Consider the following 23,731-nt stretch of genomic DNA (forward strand, 5'->3'; position numbering starts at 1 on the left):
CACCTGTTATGAGACAATCAATAGCTCCCTCTCCTTGGTATTCTTTCATGTTATTACTGGTTCTTACCTTAGTATGTACCTTTTTAAGTCAATTTCTTTTTGTAATTAGTTACTGGTTGTTAAATGGGGGCTTGCAACAGGGACTTTCGGGTATAACGGATTTGTTGCAAACGGACTCTAAAACTTTTTTATATGGCTCTTTATTGACAGGGAGTATTGGGACTTTTTTATTACCATCCCTGTGGCTTCAAAAATTGGAAGAACCCCATGTGCAATATTTTAAGGTTCAAAAGAAGCAAATAGGGTTATACGCCCTAGTTTTATTCTTCTTTTTGCTGGTAAGTAATCCATTTATGGAATTAATAGGTTTATGGAATCAACAGTTGAGTCTTCCAGAGGCTTTCCAAGACTTAGAATCTTGGATGTATGAAAAGGAACAAGCGATGGCCTTGGTGATTGAAAAAATGGTCATGGTCGGGGATATCAAGTTTTTATTACTTAATATCTTGGTAATGGCGGTGGTTCCTGCCATCGTGGAAGAGTTTTATTTCCGAGGGTCGATTCAAACAATATTTAATTCCTTGTTCAAAAATCCTCACCTTTCCATTTGGTTTACTGCAATCGTATTTTCTGCTATACATTTGCAGTTTTATGGATTTTTACCCCGGATGTTTTTGGGGGTAATTTTTGGATATAGTTTGTATTGGAGTGGGAATATTTGGCTGGCTGTTTTTGGTCATTTTGTCAATAATTTTTCCGTCACCTTAATTGCTTTTTATTATTTTAAAAATGGAAAATCATTTTCCGAATTGCAACAATCAGCGCCTTATTCCTTTTGGATCTATGGTATGAGTGCCATACTGATGATTGGTTTAGGATATTATTTTTATACGATACGCCAAAAAAAATTAACTTATGAATAGTAACTGGATTAAAGCCGCCACGTTTAAAGATGCTGTTAGAGCAGAAATTATCAAACAAATGTTAATTGAGAATAATGTGCCTGCTGTAGTATTAAATAAACAAGACTCTTCGTATTTCTTTGGAAATATAGAATTATACGTTGATCAGGAGCATGAATTGGAGGCGATAGCCTTAATGGATAGTTTTGGAGAGGAAGATTTAGAAAATGAAAACTAGAGCGATTACGGGGATATTTTTTGTTTTAGTATTGGTTGCAGCAACGCTTTACAATGGCTATGTATTTGCTGCCTTTTTTAGTTTAGTGGGTCTATTTTCGACCAAGGAGTTTTACGATATTAGTAAGAATAATCAGACAAAACCGTTAATGGCCGTCGGCTTATTGTCCTCTCTGCTGTTGTCCTTATTAGCGAGTGCTTATTTTTTAAATGCGATCAGTAGTAAATACCTCTTATTAAGTATTCCTTGTCTTAGTTTAGTCTATTTGTGTTCTTTATTTTTAAAACGAGAACAGCCTTTTCATGATATTGCGTATACTTTTTTGGGCGTTTTATACGGTACAGTTCCTTTTATATTTTTTATCGGCTTGGGTTTTATTTCAGGAACGTTTAATCCTTATTTACCCTTGGGATTTTTAATTATGCTTTGGTCAAATGATACAGGAGCCTATTTGTCTGGTAGGGCCTTTGGGCGAACTAAGCTATTTGAACGGATTAGTCCAAATAAGACCTGGGAAGGTTTTGTTGGTGGGCTTGCTTTAGCGGTATTAGTGGCTTTAAATTTGCAGCAGTATTTTGGCACATTGACGAAAATGGAATGGGCCACAGTTGCTGTGCTGATAGGTGTTTTTGGGACTTTAGGTGATTTGGTGGAATCCATGTTGAAAAGAAGCCTGGGTATAAAAGATTCTGGGCATATTCTTCCAGGACATGGAGGATTTCTTGATCGTTTTGACGGTTTGTTAATCGCCGGACCTTTGGTATTTGTGCTTTTAAATATGCTATAGAATTATGCAAATAAATAAATCGACGTTTGAATTTTTAACTTCATTGAAGGAAAATAATAATAGGGACTGGTTTCAGGAACACAAGGGTGAATATGATGCGGCTTTAGCAAATGTGCTTCAATTTATTGAGGGACTTATTCTTGGACTTTCTAAATTAGACCCGCATATTACCGAGGAAATTCCAGCAAAGAAATGTTTATTTAGAATCTATCGGGATGTACGTTTTTCCAAAAATAAGGACCCGTATAAAAATTGGTTTGCAGCGGGTATTTCTTTAGACGGGCGTAAGTTAGCAGGGCCTGAATACTATATTCACATAGAACCTAGCGAAACGTTTGTTGCAGTAGGCTATTGGAGGCCAGAGAAGCAACATTTGGATTCCATAAGGCAAGAGATTGATTACAATGCTGCGGCGTTTTTGGAGGCCTTAGCTAAAGGAGGGTGGAAGACTTCAGATCTTTCGTCGGAGGATAAACTTCAGCGACCACCCGTGGGTTATGATGCCCAACATGAGCATATTGAGCTGTTGAAAAACAGAAGTTTTATTTTGCATAAAACCTTTACTAAACAAGAAATGGAATCTTCAAACGCATTGGAGCAGGTGATCCATGAATATGAACGGATGATTCCTTTCAAACAATACATTCATCAAGCATTAGATCAATAGGGCAACGAAATTTTGCCCATACATACTGCTGGAGCATTGTGTATTTGTGTGACATTTGCTGGGGATCCGACCAGGGTTTCATTGGATAGTATAGCAAACAAGCAGGCTTCTTTTGCATCCGGGTTTATCCCTAAATGTTCAAAGGAAAGTAGCGCATGGGGAAATGCCTCCTTTAATTGTTTCATCAACAGGGGATTATGCAATCCTCCTCCACTTACATAGATCTTGAAGTTTTTAATAGACTGAATAGCCCTTTGAATAGCTTGTGTGATGGACTGCGCTGTAAAGGCATTTAATGTCGCCATAATATCCTCAGGGCTAAGGGAGCTTAATTCGGTCTTTGCTAATATTTCCTCGAAATATTTAATATTAAAAAGTTCGGGACCAGTTGTTTTTGGAAAATCCAAGTTTAAAAAAGGCTCTTCCATAAGTTGATTTAAAAGGAGTTGATTAATCTTTCCTAGGGAAGCGGTTTCTGCGTTTTCATCCATTTCTTTTCCATAATGCATATGCATATATTGATTCATCAAGGTATTTCCAGGTCCTAAATCGGTGGCATAAGTCTGCTGATTTAGATCCTTGGATGGAATATAAGTGAAATTGGAAATTCCGCCGATATTTAATAGGATTCGGGTTTCTGTGGGATGCCCAAATAAGAGGTAATCACCATATGCCGCTAATGGGGCACCTTCGCCACCAGCAGCTATATGTTTTTGTCTGAAATCTGAAAGGGTGATAATTCCCGTTTTTACTGCGATATGATCACCGTCGCCTATTTGTAAGGTGCTGTTGGGGTAAGTTTCGTCATGCGTTAAGGAAATAGGCGCATGATAAACGGTTTGTCCATGACTAGCAATACAATCGATGTTTTCGGGCGCTATTCCCCATTCGTCTAGGGCTTTTAATACAAGTTGTGCATGAACTTGACCAATTTGTGCGTGTAAGCCGGAAAAGACTTGTTGGTCTATTGTTCTTTTGGCAAATATTGTTCGGATTCGATTTCTAAAATCGGATTCAAAGGGCATGGTAATAAAGTGTAGCAGCTTTATTTTTGAGGCATGGCCTGCGCCTGAAATTTGACATAAGGCAATATCTAAGCCATCTAGCGAGGTCCCAGACATTAATCCTATAATTAAACGTTCGTGCTTTTGGGTAATATGTTGAAGTTTGGCGATAGCAGGATTCATTATATAAAAATACAATAACTTTTGTAATCTCCTTTCTTAATCCTATTTTTGGGCGTAAATCAAATAAATAAAGATGAATTTTCCTTCTGAATTAAAGTACACCAAAGATCACGAATGGATTCGTGTAGAAGGTGATGAGGCTGTAATTGGTATTACAGATTTTGCTCAACGTGAACTAGGCGATATCGTATTTGTAGATATTAATACGATTGGTGAAGAAGTTGTGGCAAATGAGGTATTTGGTACAATCGAAGCTGTAAAAACAGTTTCTGATTTGTTTATGCCAGTTAATGCAACAGTTCTAACGGTTAATGATGCGATCGATGCTTCCCCAGAATTGGTAAACTCTGATCCATATGGTGAAGGTTGGATAATCCGTGTAAAATTAACAAACCCTGCAGATGTAGATGCTTTGTTATCTTCGGAAGCATACCAATCAGAAGTTAATGCTTAATATTTGTAATTAAGCTAGTATATAAGCGAATAAAAAGCCCCAATCGTTTGAATTACGATTGGGGCTTTTTGCTGGACGTATGAATTGTATTTCAAGAATATTTTTACTTTTTAATGGCAATTACTGAGGTCAAATCTTCTTAATGGGGATCCTATTCCTCGTTTTACGCTAGAGGAAGTAGCTGGGCTTCTCCGCTAATAATTCTTAAAAAAAAGCCCTTGCAATATATATTGCAAGGGCTTTTATATCTTATTTTATAAAAAGATTACTTTTTGATATAAGCAACTTCTTTAATGGCTTTCACCACTTTTTCTATACTTGGCAAAGATGCTTCAACTAATGTAGGTGCATAACCTAATGGTACATCTGCTGAAGTAACACGAGTAATAGGCGCATCTAAATAATCAAAAGCATGTTTTTGAACATGGAAAGTAATTTCTGAAGAAATGGAAGCTAAAGGCCACGCTTCTTCAACAATTACTAAACGGTTTGTTTTCTTAACGGAATCAATAATCGCAGGAAAATCAATAGGACGTACCGAGCGTAAGTCAATCAATTCTACATTAATCCCTTGTTTGGTTAATTCTTCAACTGCTGGAAGAACAACACGAGAGATCATTTTCCCAAAAGATACAACCGTAACATCGGTACCTTCTTTAATGGTATTTGCTTTTCCAATAGGCAGGTAATATTCCTCTTCAGGAACTTCTCCTTTATCGCCATACATCACTTCAGACTCCATGAAAATAACCGGATCTGGATCTATAATAGCAGATTTCAATAAACCTTTAGCGTCGTAAGGATTGGAAGGAACTACTACTTTTAATCCCGGTGTGTTGGCATACCAATTCTCAAAGTTTTGGGAGTGTTGAGCTGCTAACTGACCAGCATTACCTGTAGCACCTCTAAAAACGATAGGACAAGAAAATTGTCCACCGCTCATTTGGTGTAATTTAGCAGCAGCATTGATAATTTGGTCAATGGCTACTAATGAAAAGTTAAAAGTCATGAATTCGATGATAGGTCTTAAACCGTTCATCGCAGCACCTACACCAATACCCGTAAAACCTAATTCGGCAATTGGGGTATCGATAACGCGTTTAGGGCCAAATTCATCAAGCATACCTTGACTTACTTTGTAAGCACCATTATATTCCGCGACTTCTTCGCCCATTAAAAATATAGTGTCATCTTTGCGCATTTCTTCGTTCATAGCTTCACGAAGCGCTTCTCTGAATTGTATTTCTCTCATCAGTATTTCAGATAATGTCTTTGTTTAGATTAGGCAAAAGTACTATATTTTCTCGAAAAAAAGTAGCTTTCAGCTAGGATTTTATACGTAAACTATCGATTGCAATAAATTTTAGAAGTTGGCTTTGGTTTGTGTGGCTAAAACAAAGGACTGAAGCCAATTGTTGAGATTAATTATGGCCATAGGGATATTCCAAAGGGAGACATTCCGCTCTTCGACATAATTAGAAATTGCACGTATTTGGATGGCCGGTATTTTACGGGTATTACTGGCATAGAAAAATGCAGCACCTTCCATACTTTCGAGCAAATCCTGATCCATCGTCTCTAAAATTTTATGGATGCTTTGGGTGTTTCCATGCACGGTATTGACTGTAATGGCATTGGAATAGGGCATCTCGTAAAAGGAGCTAGGTAAAGTCTGGGGAGGTAAAAGTTCATGGAATAGGGCATGACCAAAACCCAAATGTTCAATAGAAATAAATTCCTCTTTATTTTCTGCCCCAAATTGAAATATTTGATCGGTTTTAATCTTATAAAGTTCACCAATTTGATGAGCAACTGAAAAGCTGCCCGCTATGCCTACATTGACGAGTAAATCATAGGATTTTTTTGACAATTGGGAACCTAATGCAAATGCCGTTGCAACCATTCCTACTCCCGTAATTAAGTAATCTACTTGATGCTCAAGCAGTAATGGAATGGAGGGGGTGATTTCTAATTCTGTGGCAGCAACAATGAGCAACTTCATAATCATGGGATAAAATACTAATTTACGTTTATTTGGCTTATCTTTGTTCATATGATTTATATAACACGACGAGAACGCTTTAATGCAGCTCATAAACTATACCGTGAGGATTGGTCAGCAGAAGAAAACGAACGAGTTTTTGGAAATTGTTCAAACCCGAATTGGCATGGTCATAATTATGATTTGTTTGTGACCGTTAAGGGCCATGTTAATCCGCAGACGGGTTTTTTGATAGATTTAAAGCGAATGAAAGAAATTATTTTGCAAGAGGTCATCGATAAATTGGATCATAAAAATGTGAATTTGGATGTGGATTTTATGAAAGGTAAAATGGCTTCTACGGAAGTGATTGCTATCGAGATATTTCACATTTTGAAACCATTTTTTGAACAGGAAAACGTACTGTTACATGCGGTAAGACTGCACGAAACAGAGAATAATTATGTCGAGTACTTCGGGGAATAATTTATTGCAAAGTAAAAATATGAGCAAATTACATCAATTTGAAGACGAGGAACAAGAGGGCTATCTGAAGATCGATCAATATAATCAAAAGAATGTCGAACGGATTGCCTCTCATTATAAAGATATTTTATCCGCTTTAGGGGAAGATCCTAATCGCGAAGGTTTATTGAAAACTCCCGAGCGCGTGGGAAAAGCTTTGCAGTTTTTAACGCACGGCTATGATGTTAATCCAGCAGAGGTGCTGCGTAGCGCGATGTTTGAAGAGGAATATAGCCAAATGGTGGTCGTGAAAGATATCGAGGTATATTCGATGTGTGAGCACCACATGCTGCCTTTTTTTGGAAAGGCACATATTGCCTACATTCCAAATGGACACATCGTTGGATTAAGTAAAATTCCTCGGGTAGTGGATGTTTTTGCGCGCAGATTGCAAGTGCAAGAACGCTTAACCAATGAAATTAGGGACTGTATTCAAGATACATTGAAACCGGCTGGTGTTGCTGTGGTGATTGAATGTAAACATATGTGTATGGCGATGCGTGGGGTTCAGAAGCAAAATTCTGTAACGACGACATCTGCTTTTACCGGAGCTTTTCAGAATGATGTAACCCGATCTGAATTTCTTCGTTTGATTACGGCATCTCTGGATTAAGGCCTTCCAAAAATATTGATAAATACTGCGATACGATTAGAGAGCTGGAATTCATTCCGGTATTACAGCTCTCTGATACAGCAGAATTTTATTTATTATTCATTAGCGTGTGCCTGCCTAGGCTCAGAATTGTTCGCTATATACTAATCAATCCAAGTTCAGGAGAAAGAATTCCATTTTAACAAAAGCAAATTGTACGTTTATTTTTTTTTAAAATGAGGGTGGAATATGGTGCGTTTTGATATCAGTAATTTACTGAAAAGAGATAGTCCTACTCAATAAATAGCGGGTAATTTAGGCGTTTTTGCCACAAAACAACGAAGGTTGTTACTTATTAAAGGACTGTATATCAAGTAAATGATATAAAACTGTATGGTTCTTTACATTTGAATACTTATCTTTGCAGACTATGTTTGAGGAATCGGAGCGTTTAAATGCTTACTTAGAAGGTAGCACGGATATAGAAAGTAGCTTGTTGAAAAAGATAAATAGGGAGACTTATTTAAAGGAAACAATGCCACATATGTTATCGGGGCATTATCAAGGTCGGGTGTTATCAATGTTGAGTAAATTAATTCAACCGAGATTGGCACTTGAAATTGGCACTTTTACAGGTTATGCGAGTATTTGTATAGCGGAAGGTTTGCATCCAACAGGTTTACTGCATAGTATAGATATTAATGAGGAATTAGCCGATCGTGTACAAGGGTATTTTGACGAATCTGATTATTCAGCGCAGATAAAATATCATATTGGAGATGCAGCAACGTTAATTCCAAACATAGCTGGGATATTTGATTTCGTATTCATAGATGCAGATAAAAAGAGAAATCTATATTATTTTAATCTATTAATAGATCGGGTTAGACCGGGAGGATTACTTTTAATTGACAATGTTTTATGGAAAGGCAAGGTTTTTGATAGTAATCCGGATAATCAAACAAAACAGATTATAGAGTTAAATCAAACATTGGCGAAGGATGATCGGGTAGAGAAGTTGATCTTGCCAATTCGAGATGGGCTTTTTGTGCTACGCAAAAAGTAGTGTTAAACGAAAATTAGTTTTATGCTAGAAAACTGTAGAAAGATTTTTGTGGTATGTATACTTACTACATTAGGAACCTTGGGCGTATTTGCTCAAGACTACACAACAAAAACGTATATAGAACAGCACAGCACGGCTGCGCAATCTTTAATGCGAGAAACAGGAGTTCCTGCATCTGTGATATTAGCAGTTGCAATTCATGAAAGTGCGTATGGCAATAGCCGAATCGCACGTTACCTGAATAACCATTTTGGGATAAAAGGTAAAAATAGCAGTAAGAAAATTCGCTCTGCGTATAAAGGGTATGGTTCGGTCATGGACTCTTATCGGGATTTTGTAGGTCTTTTACAACGAAGGAAATCAACAAAACCGCTATTTGATAAATATGATTCGCAGGATTACCTTTCATGGATCAAAGGAATCGCTAAATCAGGCTATTCAGAAACGGGAGATTGGTCTAGAAAGGTCATTTCTACGATAGATAGGTACGATTTAGAGAAGTTCGACGAGAAAACCAATCTTAATTAATTTCATAATTGGAATAATGAAGAAGATCTTTTTGGCCAGTAGTTTAATATTGGCCATATTTTTTGTTTCCTGTGGAACAAAACAACAAAGCACATTACGACATCCTGGTACATCAACGGGTAATACAAACGTAGATCGTACAGGAAATACCAATAATACTTCTAAGAATAAGGGGGGCACCTCGGTTACGGGTATAGCGTATATCGATCGGTATAAGGAAATTGCTATCGACGAAATGAATCGCTTTGGTATTCCGGCAAGTATAAAATTGGCACAAGCTTTATTGGAGTCTGGGAATGGTAACAGCTATTTGGCGACTAATGCGAATAATCATTTCGGAATAAAATGTGGCGGAGTCTGGAACGGTAAATCAGTGACTAGGCCCGATGATAGTTTGAATGATTGTTTTCGAGTGTATGAAAATCCGGAACAATCGTTTAAGGATCATTCTCAATTTTTACTCCGAAAACGCTATGAGAAGCTGTTTCAATTAAGTAAAAACGATTATAAAGGATGGGCGAAAGGCTTAAAGGAAGCGGGATATGCAACAAATCCTCGGTATCCGGAACTCTTAATAGACCTCATCGAACGATATAACCTACAACAATACGACCGAGCTGAAAAACCTGTGGAGTTGATTGCACGCGCAGAAAAGGTCGATCAGATCATTGAGCATAAGGCAGAGGTAGAACCTGCCGCTTCGGTTGAACAAATAAAGAAACCTATAGCAATGCAAATATATGAGGTAAAATCATCGGATACTTTAACTGCTATAGCGAGTAAATACAAAATGGCTGTAGGAACATTGAAAGATTTGAACGGTCTTACTTCGGAAACGATTTATGCTGGTCAACTTTTGGTCGTATCAAAATAGTTACAACAGGCATTAAAAGATGTTAAATATTAGCAAGCTATTCAACTAAGATGTAGTTTTATAGTATTGAAAAATTTTGCATTAATATGGATTTTTTGTTGGCTTCTCAGTCCACATTGGGCACATGCTCAGCGTGACCTGGAAGGCCTGGTATATGATGTGGTCACCAAACAACGTCTAGGAGAAGTGTATGTTAAGAATTTACGTACTCAGGAAGCTATTTATAATAATTCCAGGGGGGAGTTTAAAATTCAAGTTTTGCCTGGGGATCGATTGCAATTTAGAAAACTGGGTTATAATGCAGATACGGTAGAAATAAACAACCAAGTTGCCTTAATAATCAACCTAAAAGAAACGATTAAACAAATCCAAACAGTACATATTTACGGACGAAGAAATCCGGATGATGTACGTGATGAATTGAAAAGAGATTATAAAAAAGCGTATGATATCGCTGCTCCTAAAGAATTATTGTCAGTCGGAATGGGCGGAGCTGGTTTAAGTATAGATGCCTTATATAATATGGTTAGTAAAGAAGCTAAAAATGCAAGGCGTTTCACACAGTTTTTAGACAAATTGCACCGAGAAAATATAGTAGATTATTATTTTACACCAGAATTAGTACGGAATTTGTTAGGACTTGAAGGTGAGCAGTTAAAAGTGTTTATGCGGTTATTTAGACCAACCTATGATTTTATTGCGAGCAATGATCATTATCAATTGGTAAAATATATAAAAAGTAAGTACGAAATATTTAAACTACACCCAAATTTACGACCTTTGCGAGAATTACCGGATATAAAACTAGATGTAAATAAAGAGAAATAGCATGAATATAAAATTTTACCTATTACCTATTTTTGTTTTTGTGCTATCCACGCTGGATACACATGCCCAAGATTTGCGCGAATTTCGTGTAAAACCTGATAGTACTATCAGCCAAGAATTGAACGATAAAGCGCTTGCGGTCAAGAAAATAAACGTTCCTATTCCGAAATTGGAGTTGAAAGTGAACTATTGGAAACACTGGACTAGTTTTGGTATTAATTTTAATCAAGCGCAATTTAGTGAGAACTGGAAACAAGGGGGGGTAAACTCCTGGGCTATATTGGGATCCTTATATCAAAAATCGGAATACAATAGGAGTAATTTTAATTTTACTACTGTAATGGATTTCAAATACGGTAAATTAAAAAGTGAAAACCAAATTGCAAAACCAAATTATGACCGTATATTTTGGGATAATAAGCTTTCTTATAAAGTGTCAAAAAGTTGGGCGATCTATACATCGATAACTTTTGAGTCGCAATTTGATAATCGTTTTACCTATGGTAAGGATCAGGGGGGGCGTGATTCTGTGACTGGTGTTATTTCCTCATTTATGGCTCCTGGATATTTCACGGAATCATTCGGTTTGGAGTACAAGCCAGATCCAACATTCTCCTTACGCTTAGGTACAGGTACTGCACGTCAGACCCTCGTATTGGACAATCGCTTAAAGCCATACACAGGAGCACAGTATTTTGAACGCTATGGCAGATATTTAGATCCTAATAATCCAGATAAAGGTACTGGAGTTAAGTTTGGCGTGGAAGAGGGTAAAGTAGTGAAGAATGATCTGGCTTTTCAGATTACCGCTGATTTAAATAGAAATCTTGCTAAAAACTTAAACTTGAAGGCTAGGTATAATTTGTTTGCGGATTATCGGGACATTAATGACCCAAATCATCGTTTAGATGCTACTTTTAGTTCTAAAGTGACTTCACTTATTAACGTTTCTTTGAGTGGAACTATTTTGTATGATTCTGCTTTGGATGGTAAGGTTCAATGGAGTGAACAATTAGGGGTAGGGGTATTATTTAATTTCCCTAAATAATAGAGATGTTGCGGGTTTGGCTGCGGTGGGTAGGCGTATGTGGTCTTTTTGTGTTTGTCGCTTGTGGCACAGCTAAAAAGACCAATGTATTGCAGAATCCCCAAGCGATGGTCATAACGCCTGTTCAAAGTATCGAACAAGCTATCGTGCCTTCGGATACCCTATTGCCCACAAGTACTGTAACAGAACAAGCCAAGGTTTCTCAATCCTTGCAAGTGGTTCTAAGTCCAGAGCAATTAGCTTGGAATATGTTGCAGGATGGTAATCATAAGCAATATGATTTTGCAACGGCCATGCATTACGATATTCGTAAACCCCAATTTGTGATGTTGCATCACACTTCTCAAGCCAGTATGGCACAAACTATTCGAACATTTCAATTGCCACATACGAAAGTAAGTAGTCATTATGTGATTGGACGAGATGGGCGTGTGGTACAAATGTTGAATGACTACCTGCGGGGTTGGCATGCTGGTCGTGGTAAATGGGGTAATATTACAGATATGAATTCTGTATCTATAGGGATTGAATTGGATAATTCTGGAAATGAACCCTTCCCGGATGCGCAGATTAATTCCTTGTTGCAATTATTAGATACGTTAAAGACCAAATACGCGATACCTCAAAAGAACTTTATTGGCCATAGTGATTTCGCTCCAGGAAGGAAGGATGATCCAAGTATGTTTTTCCCTTGGGAGAGGTTAGCGGAACGAGGGTTTGGTATTTGGTTTAATGCAGATCATTTAGTCCCTGCACCAGCAAACTTTAACCCGATGGACGCGTTGAAGTTGATGGGCTACGATATGAATAATCCAGAAGCGGTGATTCGGGTATTTAAGAAGAAGTTTTTAAAAAGAGATCTTCCCGCGCAATTGTCGGATCAAGAGAAAGCCGTATTGTATGATTTATATCGGAAATTCTATTAAGAACCAATGGCCTTCTTCCGGTTCGCATTGGAATTTATAATCTCCTGAAGCAGGTATCCTATTAACATCACTAAGACGCATCCGATTAAATTGAGCCAAAGGAATGCAACAATGTCAAGTTTCCAAATGATGATAATGATGCATTCTGATAATAGGGCCGCTATGAATACCGCTTTTCCTTGAATGCGTTTGATATAAAAAGCGACTAAAAATATTCCTAAAATAGTACCATAAAACAAAGATCCTAAAATATTTACGGCTTCTAATAAATTACCCAGTTTATTGGCAAATAGCGCAATAATGACCGTAAATATACCCCAAAACAAGGTACAATATCGAGATGCTCTAAGGTAATAAGCATCAGTTCCATCTTTCTTTATAAAGCGTTTAAAGATATCAATAATGCTTGTGGAAGATAGGGAATTGATTGCACTTGCTGTTGCGCCCATGGATGCCAAGAATATAATGGCAATGAGTAGGCCTATTAGCCCCTTAGGGAAAGTATCTTTAACAAACTTTAGAAAGATATAGTTATTGTCATTGGTGTCGGCATTGGCATCATTTTTCTTGATTAATTGAATAAGTTCATCCCTCAATACACGATCTTGCTGATCAAAAGTGGATAATTGCTTTTTGATGTCCTGAATGGCGTCTTCGTTGTTTTGATTTAAGGCTGCAGTAAGTTCATTTATCACAAGCACCTTCTCTTGACTGAGCTGTTCGTGCTTGGAGATGATCTGTTTGTAATCTTCATTATAGATACTGTTCTCCAGCTTTAGCGTTTCTTTCTCGTTAAAGAACAAGGGTGGAGTATGGTATTGATAATAGGCAAAAACCAAAATTCCAATTAACAGGATACAGAATTGCATAGGAACTTTTAACAATCCATTCATCATCAAGCCTAGTCTGCTTTCTTTGATAGATGCACCTGTGAGATACCGTCCAACCTGACTTTGATCCGTACCAAAATAGGATAATTGAAGGAAAAATCCACCGATTAAGCCTGTCCATACCGTATATTGATTATTCAAATCAAATTTAAAATCAATTGCATTCGCTTTGCCCGATTTTCCAGCAATATGTAATGCTTCTTTAAACCCGATATGTTCCGGTAGGAGATGTATTACTAATATTCCTGCAAGCAGTAAACCCGCAAATATGATAGACATTTGGAGCAACTGTGTGTAGGATACCGCTTTTGTACCACCGTAAACTGTATATATGATGACTAAAGCACCAATGCCAAGGGTGGTAACCGTTAAATTTATTTGAAGAATGGAGGATAATATGATGGCTGGAGCAAAAATGGTGATTCCAGTAGAAATGCCTCGTTGAATTAAAAAAAGGATTGCCGTAAGTACGCGTGTTTTTACATCAAATCGATGCTCCAGAAACTCATAAGCTGTGTATACTTTGAGTCGATGAAAAATCGGAATAAAGGTGATGCAAAGGACAATCATTGCTAAGGGGAGTCCAAAATAAAATTGGACAAAGCTCATTCCAGAGGAATATGCTAAACCAGGAGCCGATAAAAAAGTGATGGCACTAGCCTGGGTCGCCATGACCGACAGCCCCACCGTATACCAAGGAAGGGAACGATCACTAAGGATATACCCGTCAATTGTATTGACGTTTCTGCTTTTATAGATGCCATAAACAACGATAACAAGCAGGGTAAGGATGAGTACTATCCAATCGATACTACTCATCCAAAGTATTTAGTAAAAACAAACATGAAGATAATACATACAATAAGCCAGAGGACAATTAGGATGTAAAATTGTCTCCAACTTCGTACAAATGGAGGAAGTCCATTATCTGTCATGAGGTTTATTAGGTAATAATGCGGTTATGAATACGATAGCAAACACCAATCCTCCAACAGCACCACCAATAAGACCTAAGAAAGTTCCTTTAGCTATCCAAGCTGTTAAACCACCTAGTATGATACCTGCTAATAAAATAATTCCCTTTACGTTGATTTCGTTTTCTTTTTCGAACTGTTTTTCCATGATATAATTTCGTTATTTAACTTCTTTACTTAACAAATTTACAAATAATCTGTAAGCTCCCGGTACTGCAGCGGGTAATTGTCTGAAAAAGGATAAAGATGTGTACACAAATTTTCCTTGACCATAGCTTGCAATAAGTAATGATCCATCATGAGCTTGTTCATTCTTATCGGCAAAAGATAGAGGTTTTCTATAATTGGAATCCGCATTATCAGCAAAATATAAGCCCCTTTCTTGCACCCAGTTGTCAAAATCCTTTGCTGTTATTTTATTTGGATACTGCATAGAAGGGTCGTTTGGAAGGTTAAAGACCACTTTTGCATCTTCTTCCGTCACCCGGCTACGTGTCAATTCAAAAGGATACGGGCCTAATAGTTCACTAGGAATTCTAGTATTCACATTGTACTGTACCAATACTGTTCCGCCTTGTTTCGTGTATGCTAACAATTGAGGCATCCATGATTTTAGGTTTTTACTTACATTGTAAGCTCTCACACCCACGACTACCGCATCGTAAGGTATTAAATTATTTACAGATAGTTGGCTTTCTTTTAGTTGATCAACTTGTATTCCAATGTTCTCTAAGGATTGTGGAATCAAATCTCCAGCACCTGATATATATGCGACACGTTTGATTGCATGGTTTAATTCGATGTTTTTGACTTGAATAGCTAAAGGAGGAAACCACGTTATTTTAGGGATATGAGGGTAAGCTATTTCTCGGATTCCTGTTAATTTTTGATTATTGATAAGGAGTTGAATGTTCGAAAGGTCCTTGTCATTTAACTTTTCAATTGTCAGCGTTTGATTAAGCTCTCCAAAAGCAGGAATTTCCAAATTAGGATTATCTAAACGTACTTTTACATCTGCATTATCCATAATTGTCAAGGTCGCTTTTTGAGCGATACTGCTGTGATTTTTAATTTTTAGGGTAAGTTCTTTTTTTCCATTCGCTGCCAATAATACATTATTGTTTTCTAGCTCAGCGGTAAAAATAGGGGTAATACTGATTGGTTGTAAGATTTCACCATCTACAGGATCTACGTAACGGTATTGAATCTCTTTATTGACTGTGATAGGTAATCCTTGTACCGAAATTTTAAACTCAACAGAAGGGGTATTTACATTTTCTGGATTCCCAAAATCCTGCTCTTGTACATCAAATTTACCTAAGCTATTCGGTTTTTCTAGCCAATATGGTTGTGTCCAAGCTCTTGCCTCTAACGAACTGTTAAATTTACTGGTCTCATTGAAAGGAATAGTCTCGTTGATGGCTTTGTCATTAATCGCTAATAGAATAACTTTGATCTCTGGATTTCGAACAATAATTTCATTGCTCACATTGATTGATTCTTGAACTTGGAAATTTGGTTTTGCTGTTACGGATTCCAGTAGAATTCCTGCACATTGTAGGATGATCGTCTCAACAGCTCGTAGTTTCCTATCTTTCCAAAGGGAAGGCTTCAAGCTGTTTATCGAAGCATGTAGCTCATTTAATTGTGCAATACTTTGTTCAGGATGTTGAACCCTGAATGTTTCTTGAATAGCCTCAATTTGTTGTTTAATTTTATTCGTTAATTGGGGTTCATTTAAGCGATCCCAAGAACTATTAATACCATCGAATAAAGATTCAGTTGCTTTCGTTCCAGTGACATGCTCAAAATACTCCGTGGACTTACCTCGGTTGGATGCTGCACCAAATCCTTGACTTTTATGCTGTGATCTACTTTTGGCTGCAATTTCTCCATACGAGTATCCCAACAATGGATTGTAATCACCTATTTCTATTTTCAGTTGGTTATCATTCGTGTTGTTCATTCCTCCAAAATTTGCCGTATTCCACACTAAGCGTTTAGCTTTCCAGGGTTTTAACAGTTTTAATTGTTCAGGGAATTTATTAGGGTCTGCTGCCGCATCAAATGCTTCATGTGCAAGCATGGCAGAGGCTTGGTGATGTCCATGACCTCCTCGAGTATCGGGAGGAAAACGTGTAATGATAACATCGGGTTGTAGCTTACGTATGAGATAGACGGCCTCTTTTAAGGTTTCTTCTTTTTTCCAAAAATTAAATGTTTCTTCATGTGTTTTCGAGAATCCAAAGTCATAAGCCGAGGTAAAGTATTGCTCACCTTGATCAATGTTGCGGGCAGCTAATAGTTCTTGTGTCCGGATTAAGCCTAACTCTATACCGATTTCAGTACCGATTAAGTTTTGACCCCCATCTCCACGAGTTAATGAAAGGTAGCCTGTTTTATAATGTTTCTCGTTAGCGAGCCAGGCTATCAGTCGGGTGTTTTCATCATCCGGATGTGCCGCAAAATACAATACGGTACCTAATGTATTTAACTTATCTATAGCCAGTTTTATACTAGCCGAGTTATTACTTTGGGCAATGGAAAAATAAGGGAAGAGTAGATAGATAAAGGCGATAATCTTGTACATGTGATGCATCATACATAAATGTAACGAAGTTTGCTGAAATAATAAAAGGAATCAAAATAATTTGATTCCTTTTACCAACAATTAAAAATCTTTGACTTAAAACCTTTGTGCTTATCCACTGGTTCATGTTGCAGGATGAACTGCGTTTTTTTTGGTCTAACCTTCAATAGATATAAAAGTACTATAAATAGATTTATATATAGAGACTTGAAATAAAAAACTTTTCCACAAAAACACAGTTATAAACAGGCTTCCGTGGAAATAGATTTTTTATTGTATGCAAGATGGGTATTAAAAGGGATGATTATTTGTCTATAGATCCCATCACGCGCTTCATAAAGCCGTTAAGAGCATCTTTTTGACTTGCGCCTTCTTGAATAAGTTTATTTACTTCAATAGCGCCATACATATTGGATATTAATTCACCAATTACATCTAATTCCTCATCTTTCAATTGAGAAACTTCCGTTAATGACTCCAATGTTTCGATCGTCTCTAAAACAAAGTCAGCATCATTCTGTGCAATGAATTCGGTGAGGTGTTTAATTATTGGTAACTTCATTTAATAAATCTGTTAATCCTTCTATCTTATTTGTTTGTACTTGATTTACTAAACTACCTTTTTTGAATGCAGCAAAAGTTGGTAGATTATTAACATTAGCTAATTTTCTTGATTCCGGGAATTTCTCCGCATCGACGATGATAAAAACAACACCTTCGTTTTCACCAGCTAATTTTTTGAATTTAGGCTTCATGATACGGCAGTTTCCACACCAAGATGCAGCATACTGAACCATCACCTTTTCATTAGAATTGATGATATCTTGAAGGTTATCTTCGCTTAGTTCTTGTAACATAGTTTTTGAGATTTGAAAAAGAGGAGGTTGTTACCCCCTCTTTAGAATGGTTTTTAGTTTTGTGCTAAGTATGAAGCTACTCCTTCACGAGTTGCATTCATCGCATCTTTTCCTTCTTCCCAGTTTGCAGGACAAACTTCGCCGTGTTTTTGAACATGCGTGTAGGCATCTACTAAACGGATATATTCTTTAACGTTACGACCTAATGGCATATCGTTTACTGATTCATGGAAAACTTTTCCAGTTTCATCGATTAAGTAAGTCGCACGGTAAGATACAGCCGATCCTTCAACTAAAGTACCATACTCTGGGTGCTCTACTTCTTTCATTTCAAGAATTCCTAACACACTAGAAAGATTGCGGTTGGTATCAGCAATCAAAGGATACTCCACACCTTCGATACCACCGTTGTCTTTCTCTGTATTTAACCATGCAAAGTGTACTTCTGCGGAGTCACAAGACGCACCAACTAAAAGAGTGTTTCTTTTTTCAAACTCTGCTGCAGCCTCTTGGAAAGCATGTAATTCAGTAGGACATACGAATGTAAAGTCTTTAGGATACCAGAATAACAAGATTTTTTTGTTCTCTTGTTGTGCTTTTTCAAATAAATTTAAAGTGATGTTGTCACCTAAATAGTCAATAGCATCTACTGTAATGTTCGGAAAATTTTTACCTGTAAAACTCATAATGTGATTATTCTTTTTGTAATGCAAAAGTACGGTTTTTAAAGGTCAATAACTATCGATAAATTTTATTCCTTATTGGTTTTCTCTATACCTTAGGCAAGATTTTTAATTGTTTTTAAATAAGCAAGTTCATGTTTTGATGGAGGTAATTATTAAGAATAGTATCACGCTTGAACTGTTGTTTGCTAAGAGCCTGTGTAAATTGTACATTCCCTTTTTAAAATAAAATTTGTACAAATAGCGTAAAATAGTAGTTTTGCAGGACGGCCCCGTAGTTCAACGGATAGAATAGATGTTTCCTAAACATTTGATAGCAGTTCGATTCTGCTCGGGGCTACAAATTTCACTGATTGATTATTAAGCTATATTAGCAATTATCTCCCCAATATAGCTTTTATCATTTCTCTGTTAGGTTTAGAAACAGGAATTTTATCACCATTAATCATCAATAGTATTCCGCCATCTTCTTTTAGCCAACTTTTAACATATTTAGGATTTACTAAATGACTTTGATGTGCCCTAACAAACCCTTGGGGTTTAAGTAAATCGGAGTATTCTTTGAGTGGTTTTGATATTAAAATTTTTTCACCATTAGATAGATAAAAATAAGTATAGGTATTGTCAGCAATGCAGCGGACAATATTATCAACAGACACATACCGTATTTCATGTTGCTGTGGTAAGGCAATTTTTGGAATTGCAGGTTCTGTACGTTTGATTTGATTGAGTAAAAAGTTCAGTTGTTGTCCATTTGATTTACTTTCAAGCCTACTTTCTGCTTTGGAAACGGCTAAAATCAATTCATCAGGATCTACGGGCTTTAGTAGGTAGTCAAGGGCGGCAAATTTTACAGCTTGTATGCCATAATTATCATAAGCAGTTACGAAAATTACTTCAAAGGTTTTTTCTTCAAGCTGATTAAGTAAGTCGAAACCTGTGGTCTTACCCATTTGAATGTCCAAGAAAAGTAAATCAGGACGATGTAAGTTTACTTGATCAAAAGCAGTTGTTATATTATTTGCTGTGGCAACGACTTTAATTGCAGGACAATAACTTGCTAGCATGACCTGTAAATTATCTAAATTCGCTTGTTCGTCATCTACTAATATTGCCCTCATTTTATACCCAATCTGTTAATGTTATTGAAACGGCTGTACCATTTATGTCAGAATTAATATCTAAAATAATTGGTGTCTCCTTATAAATGTTGTTTAGTAACATGATTCTTTCTTTACTTAGCGCTAATCCCAAGCCTTTGTAATCTATATCTGATTGAAAGCCCTGTCCGTTGTCTATTATTTGTAAAATAAGATTTGCTGATTGCTTTTCGAAATTGATTTCGATTTTGCCTTCATTTCCCTTTTCGACAATGCCATGCTTTACTGCATTTTCTACAAAGGGTTGTAATAGCATAGCTGGGATTTCTGTATTTTCAGCATCAAAATCTTTCGATGAAGTAATATTGTATTGAAATCCAAATCGTAACTGTTCCATTTGAAGGTAATCATCGAGTAATTTCTTTTCTTGGTTGATGCTAATAAGCGCTTTGTTGTCTAGTATATTGCGAGTAAGGCGCGCAAATTTGCTTAGATATTTGTTGGCATTATCGGTTTCATTTTTATTCATCAGATTTTGAATACCAGCTAAAGCATTAAACAAAAAGTGGGGGTTCAATTGTGAGCGCACGGAGTTTAGTTGAATATGCGAAAGTTGTTTTTGATGCAGCTCTGCCGCAAATTTCGATTTGTTTTTACGTTTTATAGCGGTCATTGTAAAACCTGCAATAATACCTACAAAGGCGCAAGCAGCGCCCATGTAGATCCCTAACTCTTTTGCAGTGAATGTAATTTCTTTCTCCAGATCGATAGTCATTAAATACTTTGTTGAATACTTGTCGATTTCTTCTGGTGACATATCACCATCCAGCCTATTTTCCAAAGAAATCATTGGCTGAATTACTATCTCATAGTCACCTGACTTTTGGAATATACTTTTATCAAATTTTAAATAGGGTGCTAATTGATTAGATTCATCAAGATGTGCACCATATTGCCATGCCGTAGATTCATAAATTATTCTGTTAGACTGAATATCTTTTATAATAACATTATAGAGGTAATCGATGTTGGTTCTATCTTTTACAATTGTAATTTCGTCATCCTTAATGGTAAGATTTAGAGTTGTTTGGGCTTTGAGATCATGGAAATACTTGTATTTTACACCGTTTTCAACTTGAAAACGTTTTCCTAGTGATATTATTCTAGCTTTTGGAATAGGCTTGGCGTAAAAAACAGATTTATAAATAGCTAATGGTCTCTCGATGCTGTAAGTTAATACCGTAATGACTTTGTTTTTTATTAGAAAGTTTCCGAAAGTAATAGCGCTTATTACCTCTAGATCATTACCGAAAGGTGAGTCATTTGGATGTTCGGTGTTAAAAATTTTAGCTGTGTCAAAGGTTCTATTTACTTGTATGGGTTTGTCATCTACTAAAATGCTGTATCGATAATGTTCTATATTAGTTGTCTTTTTAAAATTAAATCGAATATTAATATTGCTTACATCAGGTAAAAAACTAAAGGCTGTATATGGCTGATTGGGGAATTGTAATGTGTAATAAACATTTTTGGCTGCACTGTCTACAAACATGTTCAGATTTCTCCCTCCAGGGTACTGAACGGAGAAGTCAATTCCTTTTTGGCTATATAATGTAGCTATAGCAAACATAATACTGAGGATTGTGAGAATTATCTTTTTCATAAGATTTAATTTTTTATAAACCTCCAATAAAATGTTGAATATGAAAATACTAAAATAGTAATTGAATTCAATCACTTAGTATTTGTAGACTTATTGGCAGAATTTTTATCTTTTTAAGATAAGTAAATCTTATTTGACGGTTGCTTCAATTTAGAGAAAGCATTTTCAGATAAGCGTTAAATGACTTGAAGTAAAATCGAGTATAATTTACAAGTTATAGTTAGTTGTTTTATATACATAACTTATGCTTTTTTCATATTTTGGTTTTTTTTACATACAGAATTCCATACAAGTTCTTCAAGGATCAATTGAGAAGCAAATCTATTTAATTGGAAAACTTAAAATATTAAGGCTTCAGCGATTTTCATATTCTACCTTGCTAGGTAAAAGTATGCTGTGCAAATAGCACCTTTCATTAAATATAATTAATTGGACTTCAATTCTAAAAGCATCCCAACCCAAATTATTTCCTGGAATTTATCCTTCAATTCGCTTACCTTCTATTAATTTCCTTACCCTCCAAATCGAAATCAATATATAAATCCTTCCTAGCTCCTGTCACCGAGCTATACCAATAGTATCGTTTAGTTTTTCCCAGGTTGATATAGTTGAAATAAACATGAGTAGATGCGGTACCACCTTCCATGCTTTTGGCTTCTTCCAGCATTTGATCATGAACAATTTTGGCAACAGAAAACTTGACTTTGTTCAGCGGGAATAAGGAGTGTTCCAGAGGCACATTACCTGTAATTTTCACAGGGATAGGTTCTTGCCATTTATTCTCCGTATAGATGTATTCATCGATGTTTTCTAGTATATCAGGATTTTGTATTTTCAAAGAAATGTGACCATTCCGAAAATCATAAAAATATAAACCTTGGTAGGCCATTAGACTTTTACCTTTAAACAGCGGTAGATTTAACAATTCCTGTTGAATTTGATCTAGCCTTTCTGCGCTAGCATACAAACTGATATCCAGTTCTTTTTTTTCTTGCGGAGGAATAGCAGCACGATTTATTGACCTAGCGTTCTGGTCTGCATGGCTATTAGGGTTCGGATTTACTGTTTCATGATAGCTCTTTTTAATGGGTTCACAAGAACTAAAAATAAGGACCATCAAAAATGCAAATGCTATGTTATTCATACGATGGAAGTTAATCATTAGGCTCAACATGCTGAGGGTTTTTGGAATCATAAATGATCTTAACTTTTTCCCCTGGAATTAACTTAGATAAGTCGAGTAAGCTATAGATTTTTTTAAAAGAGGCAACAATTGTTTTCCCCTGATGTTCGAAGGCTACCTGAACAACTATCTGAGGCTGATCATTGATAGAGAGGCCTGTTTCTGACGCGCTTTGTATCGTTGCTTCGGCAGATTTACCAAAGAGCAAAAGCTGATGATCGTTTGCTGGAGCATCAACTAACTTGCGGAAAAACAACAATACCGCGGTATATATTAAGCCTAAAATAGGACACAAAATAAATGGATGCCAAAACGAAAGATACCGCCAACCGTAACCTTGACTTTCATACAGGTATCCATAGCTTAATAAGCCTATCGGCAATACAATTAATACCAATTGGACAAATAGGATAAGCCTTAATATAGGCTTATTGAAAGCCACCTTTCCAGCCTCTAGTGTGATCAATTGTTTTTTAGCATTTTCATCTACCAATAAGGTCACTTCTTTACCTACGTCAAATCGGCGCTCTTCAGGTTTGCTATCATACAAGGTTAAGGAATAATTGACCATCGCTTGAGCGAAATTTTTGAAGCTTAATTCAATACGGATAAGTTCGCCATTTTTAGTGTTATTTTGAAAAAGCTTTTGCATTACTTTCGCCCGTATTTGTTTTCCAGACTGATGCAGGTTCATCAGTTTGGTTCGATTACCAATCAAGCGAAACAAGAAATTAGAAGAGAATAGCACAATTAGTAAAACCCAAAGCACCAAACCTAATCCCAGAAAAAAGAAAGCCATGTTCGCTGATTGGTCATAAGATTGTTGCCAATCCTCCTGTTGAAGATGAATGAAAATAGGTAGCCCAAAACCCATGATTAACGCAAATATTGTCCAAAAGCCAATGGCATTTGCACCCCCTGTGGATTGATGGATGGCTTTCATATTTGTTGCATTTATAATAAATCGAATATAAATAAATTTATTTAAAATTAATGTTTGCTGATTTTAGGACGTAATAGCGTATCCTCCTCCATTCTTTTCTGACCAGGTCCTATACGATGTACACCGGTTTATTACCCTGAACAATTAAGTCTCGCGGTCGATTCATGGCTAAATTTCACACTTTTGTTTCCATTTATTCCATCATTTGGATAGAATTATTGCGTTAATTAACAATCTTAAGTTTA

General features: G+C 36.5%; 26 protein-coding genes and 1 tRNA gene. 14 read left to right on the forward strand and 13 right to left on the reverse strand.

The annotated features are described in order from the left end of the window. Nucleotides 1-8 precede the first annotated feature (8 nt). From ACFRAE_RS05460 to ACFRAE_RS05475, 4 genes are read left to right on the forward strand one after another with little or no spacing between them, the layout of a single operon-like run. Nucleotides 9-923, forward strand: coding sequence for a lysostaphin resistance A-like protein (locus tag ACFRAE_RS05460; protein ID WP_422796119.1), 915 nt, complete (start codon nt 9-11; stop codon nt 921-923). Continuing rightward, nucleotides 916-1,140 (forward strand): putative signal transducing protein, encoded by a 225-nt coding sequence (locus ACFRAE_RS05465; protein WP_422796120.1) that lies wholly within the window; start codon nt 916-918, stop codon nt 1,138-1,140. Before ACFRAE_RS05460 ends, ACFRAE_RS05465 begins: the two co-directional genes overlap by 8 nt. Beyond that, nucleotides 1,130-1,927 carry a phosphatidate cytidylyltransferase gene (locus ACFRAE_RS05470; protein WP_422796121.1) on the forward strand — a complete coding sequence of 266 codons (798 nt, stop codon included), beginning with the start codon at nt 1,130-1,132 and terminating at the stop codon, nt 1,925-1,927. Before ACFRAE_RS05465 ends, ACFRAE_RS05470 begins: the two co-directional genes overlap by 11 nt. 4 nt (nt 1,928-1,931) lie before the next feature. Next, entirely contained in the window at nt 1,932-2,594 is a 663-nt protein-coding gene (locus ACFRAE_RS05475) for a DUF2461 domain-containing protein (RefSeq protein ID WP_422796122.1), read from the forward strand. On the opposite strand, the gene ACFRAE_RS05480 is transcribed toward ACFRAE_RS05475, so the two are convergent. Continuing rightward, nucleotides 2,588-3,781: an anhydro-N-acetylmuramic acid kinase gene (locus tag ACFRAE_RS05480; RefSeq protein ID WP_422796123.1), complete on the reverse strand. Its 1,194-nt coding sequence runs from the start codon at nt 3,779-3,781 to the stop codon at nt 2,588-2,590. The two genes, ACFRAE_RS05475 and ACFRAE_RS05480, sit on opposite strands and share 7 nt — an antisense overlap. Nucleotides 3,782-3,854: 73 nt before the next feature. Here ACFRAE_RS05480 and gcvH point away from each other — a divergent pair, with 73 nt between their 5' ends. Beyond that, complete coding sequence (gcvH, locus tag ACFRAE_RS05485) at nt 3,855-4,235, forward strand: glycine cleavage system protein GcvH (protein WP_422796124.1); 381 nt, start codon at nt 3,855-3,857, stop codon at nt 4,233-4,235. Nucleotides 4,236-4,500: 265 nt separating this feature from the next. Here gcvH and ACFRAE_RS05490 read toward each other — a convergent pair whose 3' ends face one another. Further along, nucleotides 4,501-5,487, reverse strand: a complete 987-nt coding sequence (locus tag ACFRAE_RS05490) for a pyruvate dehydrogenase complex E1 component subunit beta (protein ID WP_422796125.1) — start codon at nt 5,485-5,487, stop codon at nt 4,501-4,503. Nucleotides 5,488-5,598: 111 nt separating this feature from the next. Further along, on the reverse strand, nt 5,599-6,288 hold the full coding sequence (gene mqnB, locus ACFRAE_RS05495) for a futalosine hydrolase (RefSeq protein WP_422796126.1): 690 nt from the start codon (nt 6,286-6,288) through the stop codon (nt 5,599-5,601). On the opposite strand from mqnB, the gene ACFRAE_RS05500 reads away from it, so the two are divergent. The 8 genes from ACFRAE_RS05500 to ACFRAE_RS05535 all read left to right on the forward strand — a co-directional run bounded on the left by ACFRAE_RS05500 (nt 6,289) and on the right by ACFRAE_RS05535 (nt 12,603). Next, on the forward strand, nt 6,289-6,702 hold the full coding sequence (locus ACFRAE_RS05500; RefSeq protein WP_422796127.1) for a 6-pyruvoyl trahydropterin synthase family protein: 414 nt from the start codon (nt 6,289-6,291) through the stop codon (nt 6,700-6,702). It begins immediately after the preceding gene. Nucleotides 6,703-6,721: 19 nt separating this feature from the next. Next, nucleotides 6,722-7,354 carry a GTP cyclohydrolase I FolE gene (gene folE / locus ACFRAE_RS05505; RefSeq protein WP_422796128.1) on the forward strand — a complete coding sequence of 211 codons (633 nt, stop codon included), beginning with the start codon at nt 6,722-6,724 and terminating at the stop codon, nt 7,352-7,354. A 409-nt stretch (nt 7,355-7,763) separates the two neighbouring features. Then, on the forward strand, nt 7,764-8,399 hold the full coding sequence (locus ACFRAE_RS05510; protein ID WP_422796129.1) for an O-methyltransferase: 636 nt from the start codon (nt 7,764-7,766) through the stop codon (nt 8,397-8,399). A gap of 21 nt (nt 8,400-8,420) precedes the next feature. After that, nucleotides 8,421-8,927, forward strand: coding sequence for a glucosaminidase domain-containing protein (locus ACFRAE_RS05515; RefSeq protein WP_422796130.1), 507 nt, complete (start codon nt 8,421-8,423; stop codon nt 8,925-8,927). Nucleotides 8,928-8,943: 16 nt separating this feature from the next. Next, on the forward strand, nt 8,944-9,801 hold the full coding sequence (locus tag ACFRAE_RS05520; protein ID WP_422796131.1) for a glucosaminidase domain-containing protein: 858 nt from the start codon (nt 8,944-8,946) through the stop codon (nt 9,799-9,801). Nucleotides 9,802-9,867: 66 nt separating this feature from the next. Beyond that, nucleotides 9,868-10,629: a hypothetical protein gene (locus tag ACFRAE_RS05525; protein WP_422796132.1), complete on the forward strand. Its 762-nt coding sequence runs from the start codon at nt 9,868-9,870 to the stop codon at nt 10,627-10,629. Between the two features lies 1 nt (nt 10,630). Next, nucleotides 10,631-11,677, forward strand: a complete 1,047-nt coding sequence (locus ACFRAE_RS05530) for a DUF3078 domain-containing protein (RefSeq protein WP_422796133.1) — start codon at nt 10,631-10,633, stop codon at nt 11,675-11,677. Between the two features lie 5 nt (nt 11,678-11,682). Then, nucleotides 11,683-12,603 carry an N-acetylmuramoyl-L-alanine amidase gene (locus ACFRAE_RS05535; RefSeq protein WP_422796134.1) on the forward strand — a complete coding sequence of 307 codons (921 nt, stop codon included), beginning with the start codon at nt 11,683-11,685 and terminating at the stop codon, nt 12,601-12,603. Here the strand turns inward: ACFRAE_RS05535 and ACFRAE_RS05540 are convergent. From ACFRAE_RS05540 to ACFRAE_RS05565, 6 genes are all read right to left on the reverse strand, one after another. Continuing rightward, nucleotides 12,600-14,312 carry a sodium:solute symporter gene (locus ACFRAE_RS05540; protein ID WP_422796135.1) on the reverse strand — a complete coding sequence of 571 codons (1,713 nt, stop codon included), beginning with the start codon at nt 14,310-14,312 and terminating at the stop codon, nt 12,600-12,602. The two genes, ACFRAE_RS05535 and ACFRAE_RS05540, sit on opposite strands and share 4 nt — an antisense overlap. Before the next feature lie 105 nt (nt 14,313-14,417). Further along, nucleotides 14,418-14,615 carry a hypothetical protein gene (locus tag ACFRAE_RS05545; protein WP_422796136.1) on the reverse strand — a complete coding sequence of 66 codons (198 nt, stop codon included), beginning with the start codon at nt 14,613-14,615 and terminating at the stop codon, nt 14,418-14,420. Between the two features lie 12 nt (nt 14,616-14,627). Next, nucleotides 14,628-17,057 carry a PIG-L family deacetylase gene (locus tag ACFRAE_RS05550; protein ID WP_422796137.1) on the reverse strand — a complete coding sequence of 810 codons (2,430 nt, stop codon included), beginning with the start codon at nt 17,055-17,057 and terminating at the stop codon, nt 14,628-14,630. 304 nt (nt 17,058-17,361) lie between these two features. Next, nucleotides 17,362-17,619 carry a DUF6952 family protein gene (locus ACFRAE_RS05555; RefSeq protein ID WP_422796138.1) on the reverse strand — a complete coding sequence of 86 codons (258 nt, stop codon included), beginning with the start codon at nt 17,617-17,619 and terminating at the stop codon, nt 17,362-17,364. Beyond that, on the reverse strand, nt 17,600-17,914 hold the full coding sequence (locus ACFRAE_RS05560; protein WP_422796139.1) for a thioredoxin family protein: 315 nt from the start codon (nt 17,912-17,914) through the stop codon (nt 17,600-17,602). The genes ACFRAE_RS05555 and ACFRAE_RS05560 overlap by 20 nt, the downstream gene beginning before the upstream one ends. A 53-nt stretch (nt 17,915-17,967) precedes the next feature. Continuing rightward, nucleotides 17,968-18,600, reverse strand: a complete 633-nt coding sequence (locus tag ACFRAE_RS05565; RefSeq protein WP_422796140.1) for a peroxiredoxin — start codon at nt 18,598-18,600, stop codon at nt 17,968-17,970. A gap of 265 nt (nt 18,601-18,865) precedes the next feature. Between ACFRAE_RS05565 and ACFRAE_RS05570 the strand changes: the two genes are divergently transcribed. After that, nucleotides 18,866-18,937 (forward strand) — tRNA-Arg (locus ACFRAE_RS05570). Between the two features lie 37 nt (nt 18,938-18,974). On the opposite strand, the gene ACFRAE_RS05575 is transcribed toward ACFRAE_RS05570, so the two are convergent. The 4 genes from ACFRAE_RS05575 to ACFRAE_RS05590 form a co-directional block, all read right to left on the reverse strand. After that, entirely contained in the window at nt 18,975-19,718 is a 744-nt protein-coding gene (locus tag ACFRAE_RS05575) for a LytR/AlgR family response regulator transcription factor (RefSeq protein ID WP_422796141.1), read from the reverse strand. Between the two features lies 1 nt (nt 19,719). Next, complete coding sequence (locus ACFRAE_RS05580; RefSeq protein ID WP_422796142.1) at nt 19,720-21,360, reverse strand: sensor histidine kinase; 1,641 nt, start codon at nt 21,358-21,360, stop codon at nt 19,720-19,722. A gap of 493 nt (nt 21,361-21,853) precedes the next feature. Further along, nucleotides 21,854-22,504, reverse strand: a complete 651-nt coding sequence (locus ACFRAE_RS05585; protein WP_422796143.1) for a hypothetical protein — start codon at nt 22,502-22,504, stop codon at nt 21,854-21,856. 10 nt (nt 22,505-22,514) lie between these two features. Further along, entirely contained in the window at nt 22,515-23,486 is a 972-nt protein-coding gene (locus ACFRAE_RS05590; RefSeq protein WP_422796144.1) for a hypothetical protein, read from the reverse strand. Between the last annotated feature and the right edge of the window lie 245 nt (nt 23,487-23,731).

The organism is Sphingobacterium sp. HJSM2_6 (assembly GCF_049316305.1).
Taxonomy (GTDB): Bacteria; Bacteroidota; Bacteroidia; order Sphingobacteriales; family Sphingobacteriaceae; genus Sphingobacterium.

What these genes read in the sequence shown, in the direction of transcription:
- mqnB (WP_422796126.1), bottom strand. Translation starts at nt 6,288, where the DNA reads ATGAACAAAGATAAGCCAAATAAACGTAAATTAGTATTTTATCCCATG.
- ACFRAE_RS05490 (WP_422796125.1), bottom strand. Translation starts at nt 5,487, where the DNA reads ATGAGAGAAATACAATTCAGAGAAGCGCTTCGTGAAGCTATGAACGAA.
- ACFRAE_RS05475 (WP_422796122.1), top strand. Translation starts at nt 1,932, where the DNA reads ATGCAAATAAATAAATCGACGTTTGAATTTTTAACTTCATTGAAGGAA.
- ACFRAE_RS05545 (WP_422796136.1), bottom strand. Translation starts at nt 14,615, where the DNA reads ATGGAAAAACAGTTCGAAAAAGAAAACGAAATCAACGTAAAGGGAATT.
- ACFRAE_RS05500 (WP_422796127.1), top strand. Translation starts at nt 6,289, where the DNA reads ATGATTTATATAACACGACGAGAACGCTTTAATGCAGCTCATAAACTA.
- ACFRAE_RS05480 (WP_422796123.1), bottom strand. Translation starts at nt 3,781, where the DNA reads ATGAATCCTGCTATCGCCAAACTTCAACATATTACCCAAAAGCACGAA.
- ACFRAE_RS05540 (WP_422796135.1), bottom strand. Translation starts at nt 14,312, where the DNA reads ATGAGTAGTATCGATTGGATAGTACTCATCCTTACCCTGCTTGTTATC.
- gcvH (WP_422796124.1), top strand. Translation starts at nt 3,855, where the DNA reads ATGAATTTTCCTTCTGAATTAAAGTACACCAAAGATCACGAATGGATT.
- ACFRAE_RS05470 (WP_422796121.1), top strand. Translation starts at nt 1,130, where the DNA reads ATGAAAACTAGAGCGATTACGGGGATATTTTTTGTTTTAGTATTGGTT.
- ACFRAE_RS05535 (WP_422796134.1), top strand. Translation starts at nt 11,683, where the DNA reads ATGTTGCGGGTTTGGCTGCGGTGGGTAGGCGTATGTGGTCTTTTTGTG.
- ACFRAE_RS05575 (WP_422796141.1), bottom strand. Translation starts at nt 19,718, where the DNA reads ATGAGGGCAATATTAGTAGATGACGAACAAGCGAATTTAGATAATTTA.
- ACFRAE_RS05510 (WP_422796129.1), top strand. Translation starts at nt 7,764, where the DNA reads ATGTTTGAGGAATCGGAGCGTTTAAATGCTTACTTAGAAGGTAGCACG.
- folE (WP_422796128.1), top strand. Translation starts at nt 6,722, where the DNA reads ATGAGCAAATTACATCAATTTGAAGACGAGGAACAAGAGGGCTATCTG.
- ACFRAE_RS05555 (WP_422796138.1), bottom strand. Translation starts at nt 17,619, where the DNA reads ATGAAGTTACCAATAATTAAACACCTCACCGAATTCATTGCACAGAAT.
- ACFRAE_RS05550 (WP_422796137.1), bottom strand. Translation starts at nt 17,057, where the DNA reads ATGTACAAGATTATCGCCTTTATCTATCTACTCTTCCCTTATTTTTCC.
- ACFRAE_RS05565 (WP_422796140.1), bottom strand. Translation starts at nt 18,600, where the DNA reads ATGAGTTTTACAGGTAAAAATTTTCCGAACATTACAGTAGATGCTATT.
- ACFRAE_RS05460 (WP_422796119.1), top strand. Translation starts at nt 9, where the DNA reads ATGAGACAATCAATAGCTCCCTCTCCTTGGTATTCTTTCATGTTATTA.
- ACFRAE_RS05530 (WP_422796133.1), top strand. Translation starts at nt 10,631, where the DNA reads ATGAATATAAAATTTTACCTATTACCTATTTTTGTTTTTGTGCTATCC.
- ACFRAE_RS05590 (WP_422796144.1), bottom strand. Translation starts at nt 23,486, where the DNA reads ATGAAAGCCATCCATCAATCCACAGGGGGTGCAAATGCCATTGGCTTT.
- ACFRAE_RS05520 (WP_422796131.1), top strand. Translation starts at nt 8,944, where the DNA reads ATGAAGAAGATCTTTTTGGCCAGTAGTTTAATATTGGCCATATTTTTT.
- ACFRAE_RS05560 (WP_422796139.1), bottom strand. Translation starts at nt 17,914, where the DNA reads ATGTTACAAGAACTAAGCGAAGATAACCTTCAAGATATCATCAATTCT.
- ACFRAE_RS05580 (WP_422796142.1), bottom strand. Translation starts at nt 21,360, where the DNA reads ATGAAAAAGATAATTCTCACAATCCTCAGTATTATGTTTGCTATAGCT.
- ACFRAE_RS05515 (WP_422796130.1), top strand. Translation starts at nt 8,421, where the DNA reads ATGCTAGAAAACTGTAGAAAGATTTTTGTGGTATGTATACTTACTACA.
- ACFRAE_RS05585 (WP_422796143.1), bottom strand. Translation starts at nt 22,504, where the DNA reads ATGAATAACATAGCATTTGCATTTTTGATGGTCCTTATTTTTAGTTCT.
- ACFRAE_RS05465 (WP_422796120.1), top strand. Translation starts at nt 916, where the DNA reads ATGAATAGTAACTGGATTAAAGCCGCCACGTTTAAAGATGCTGTTAGA.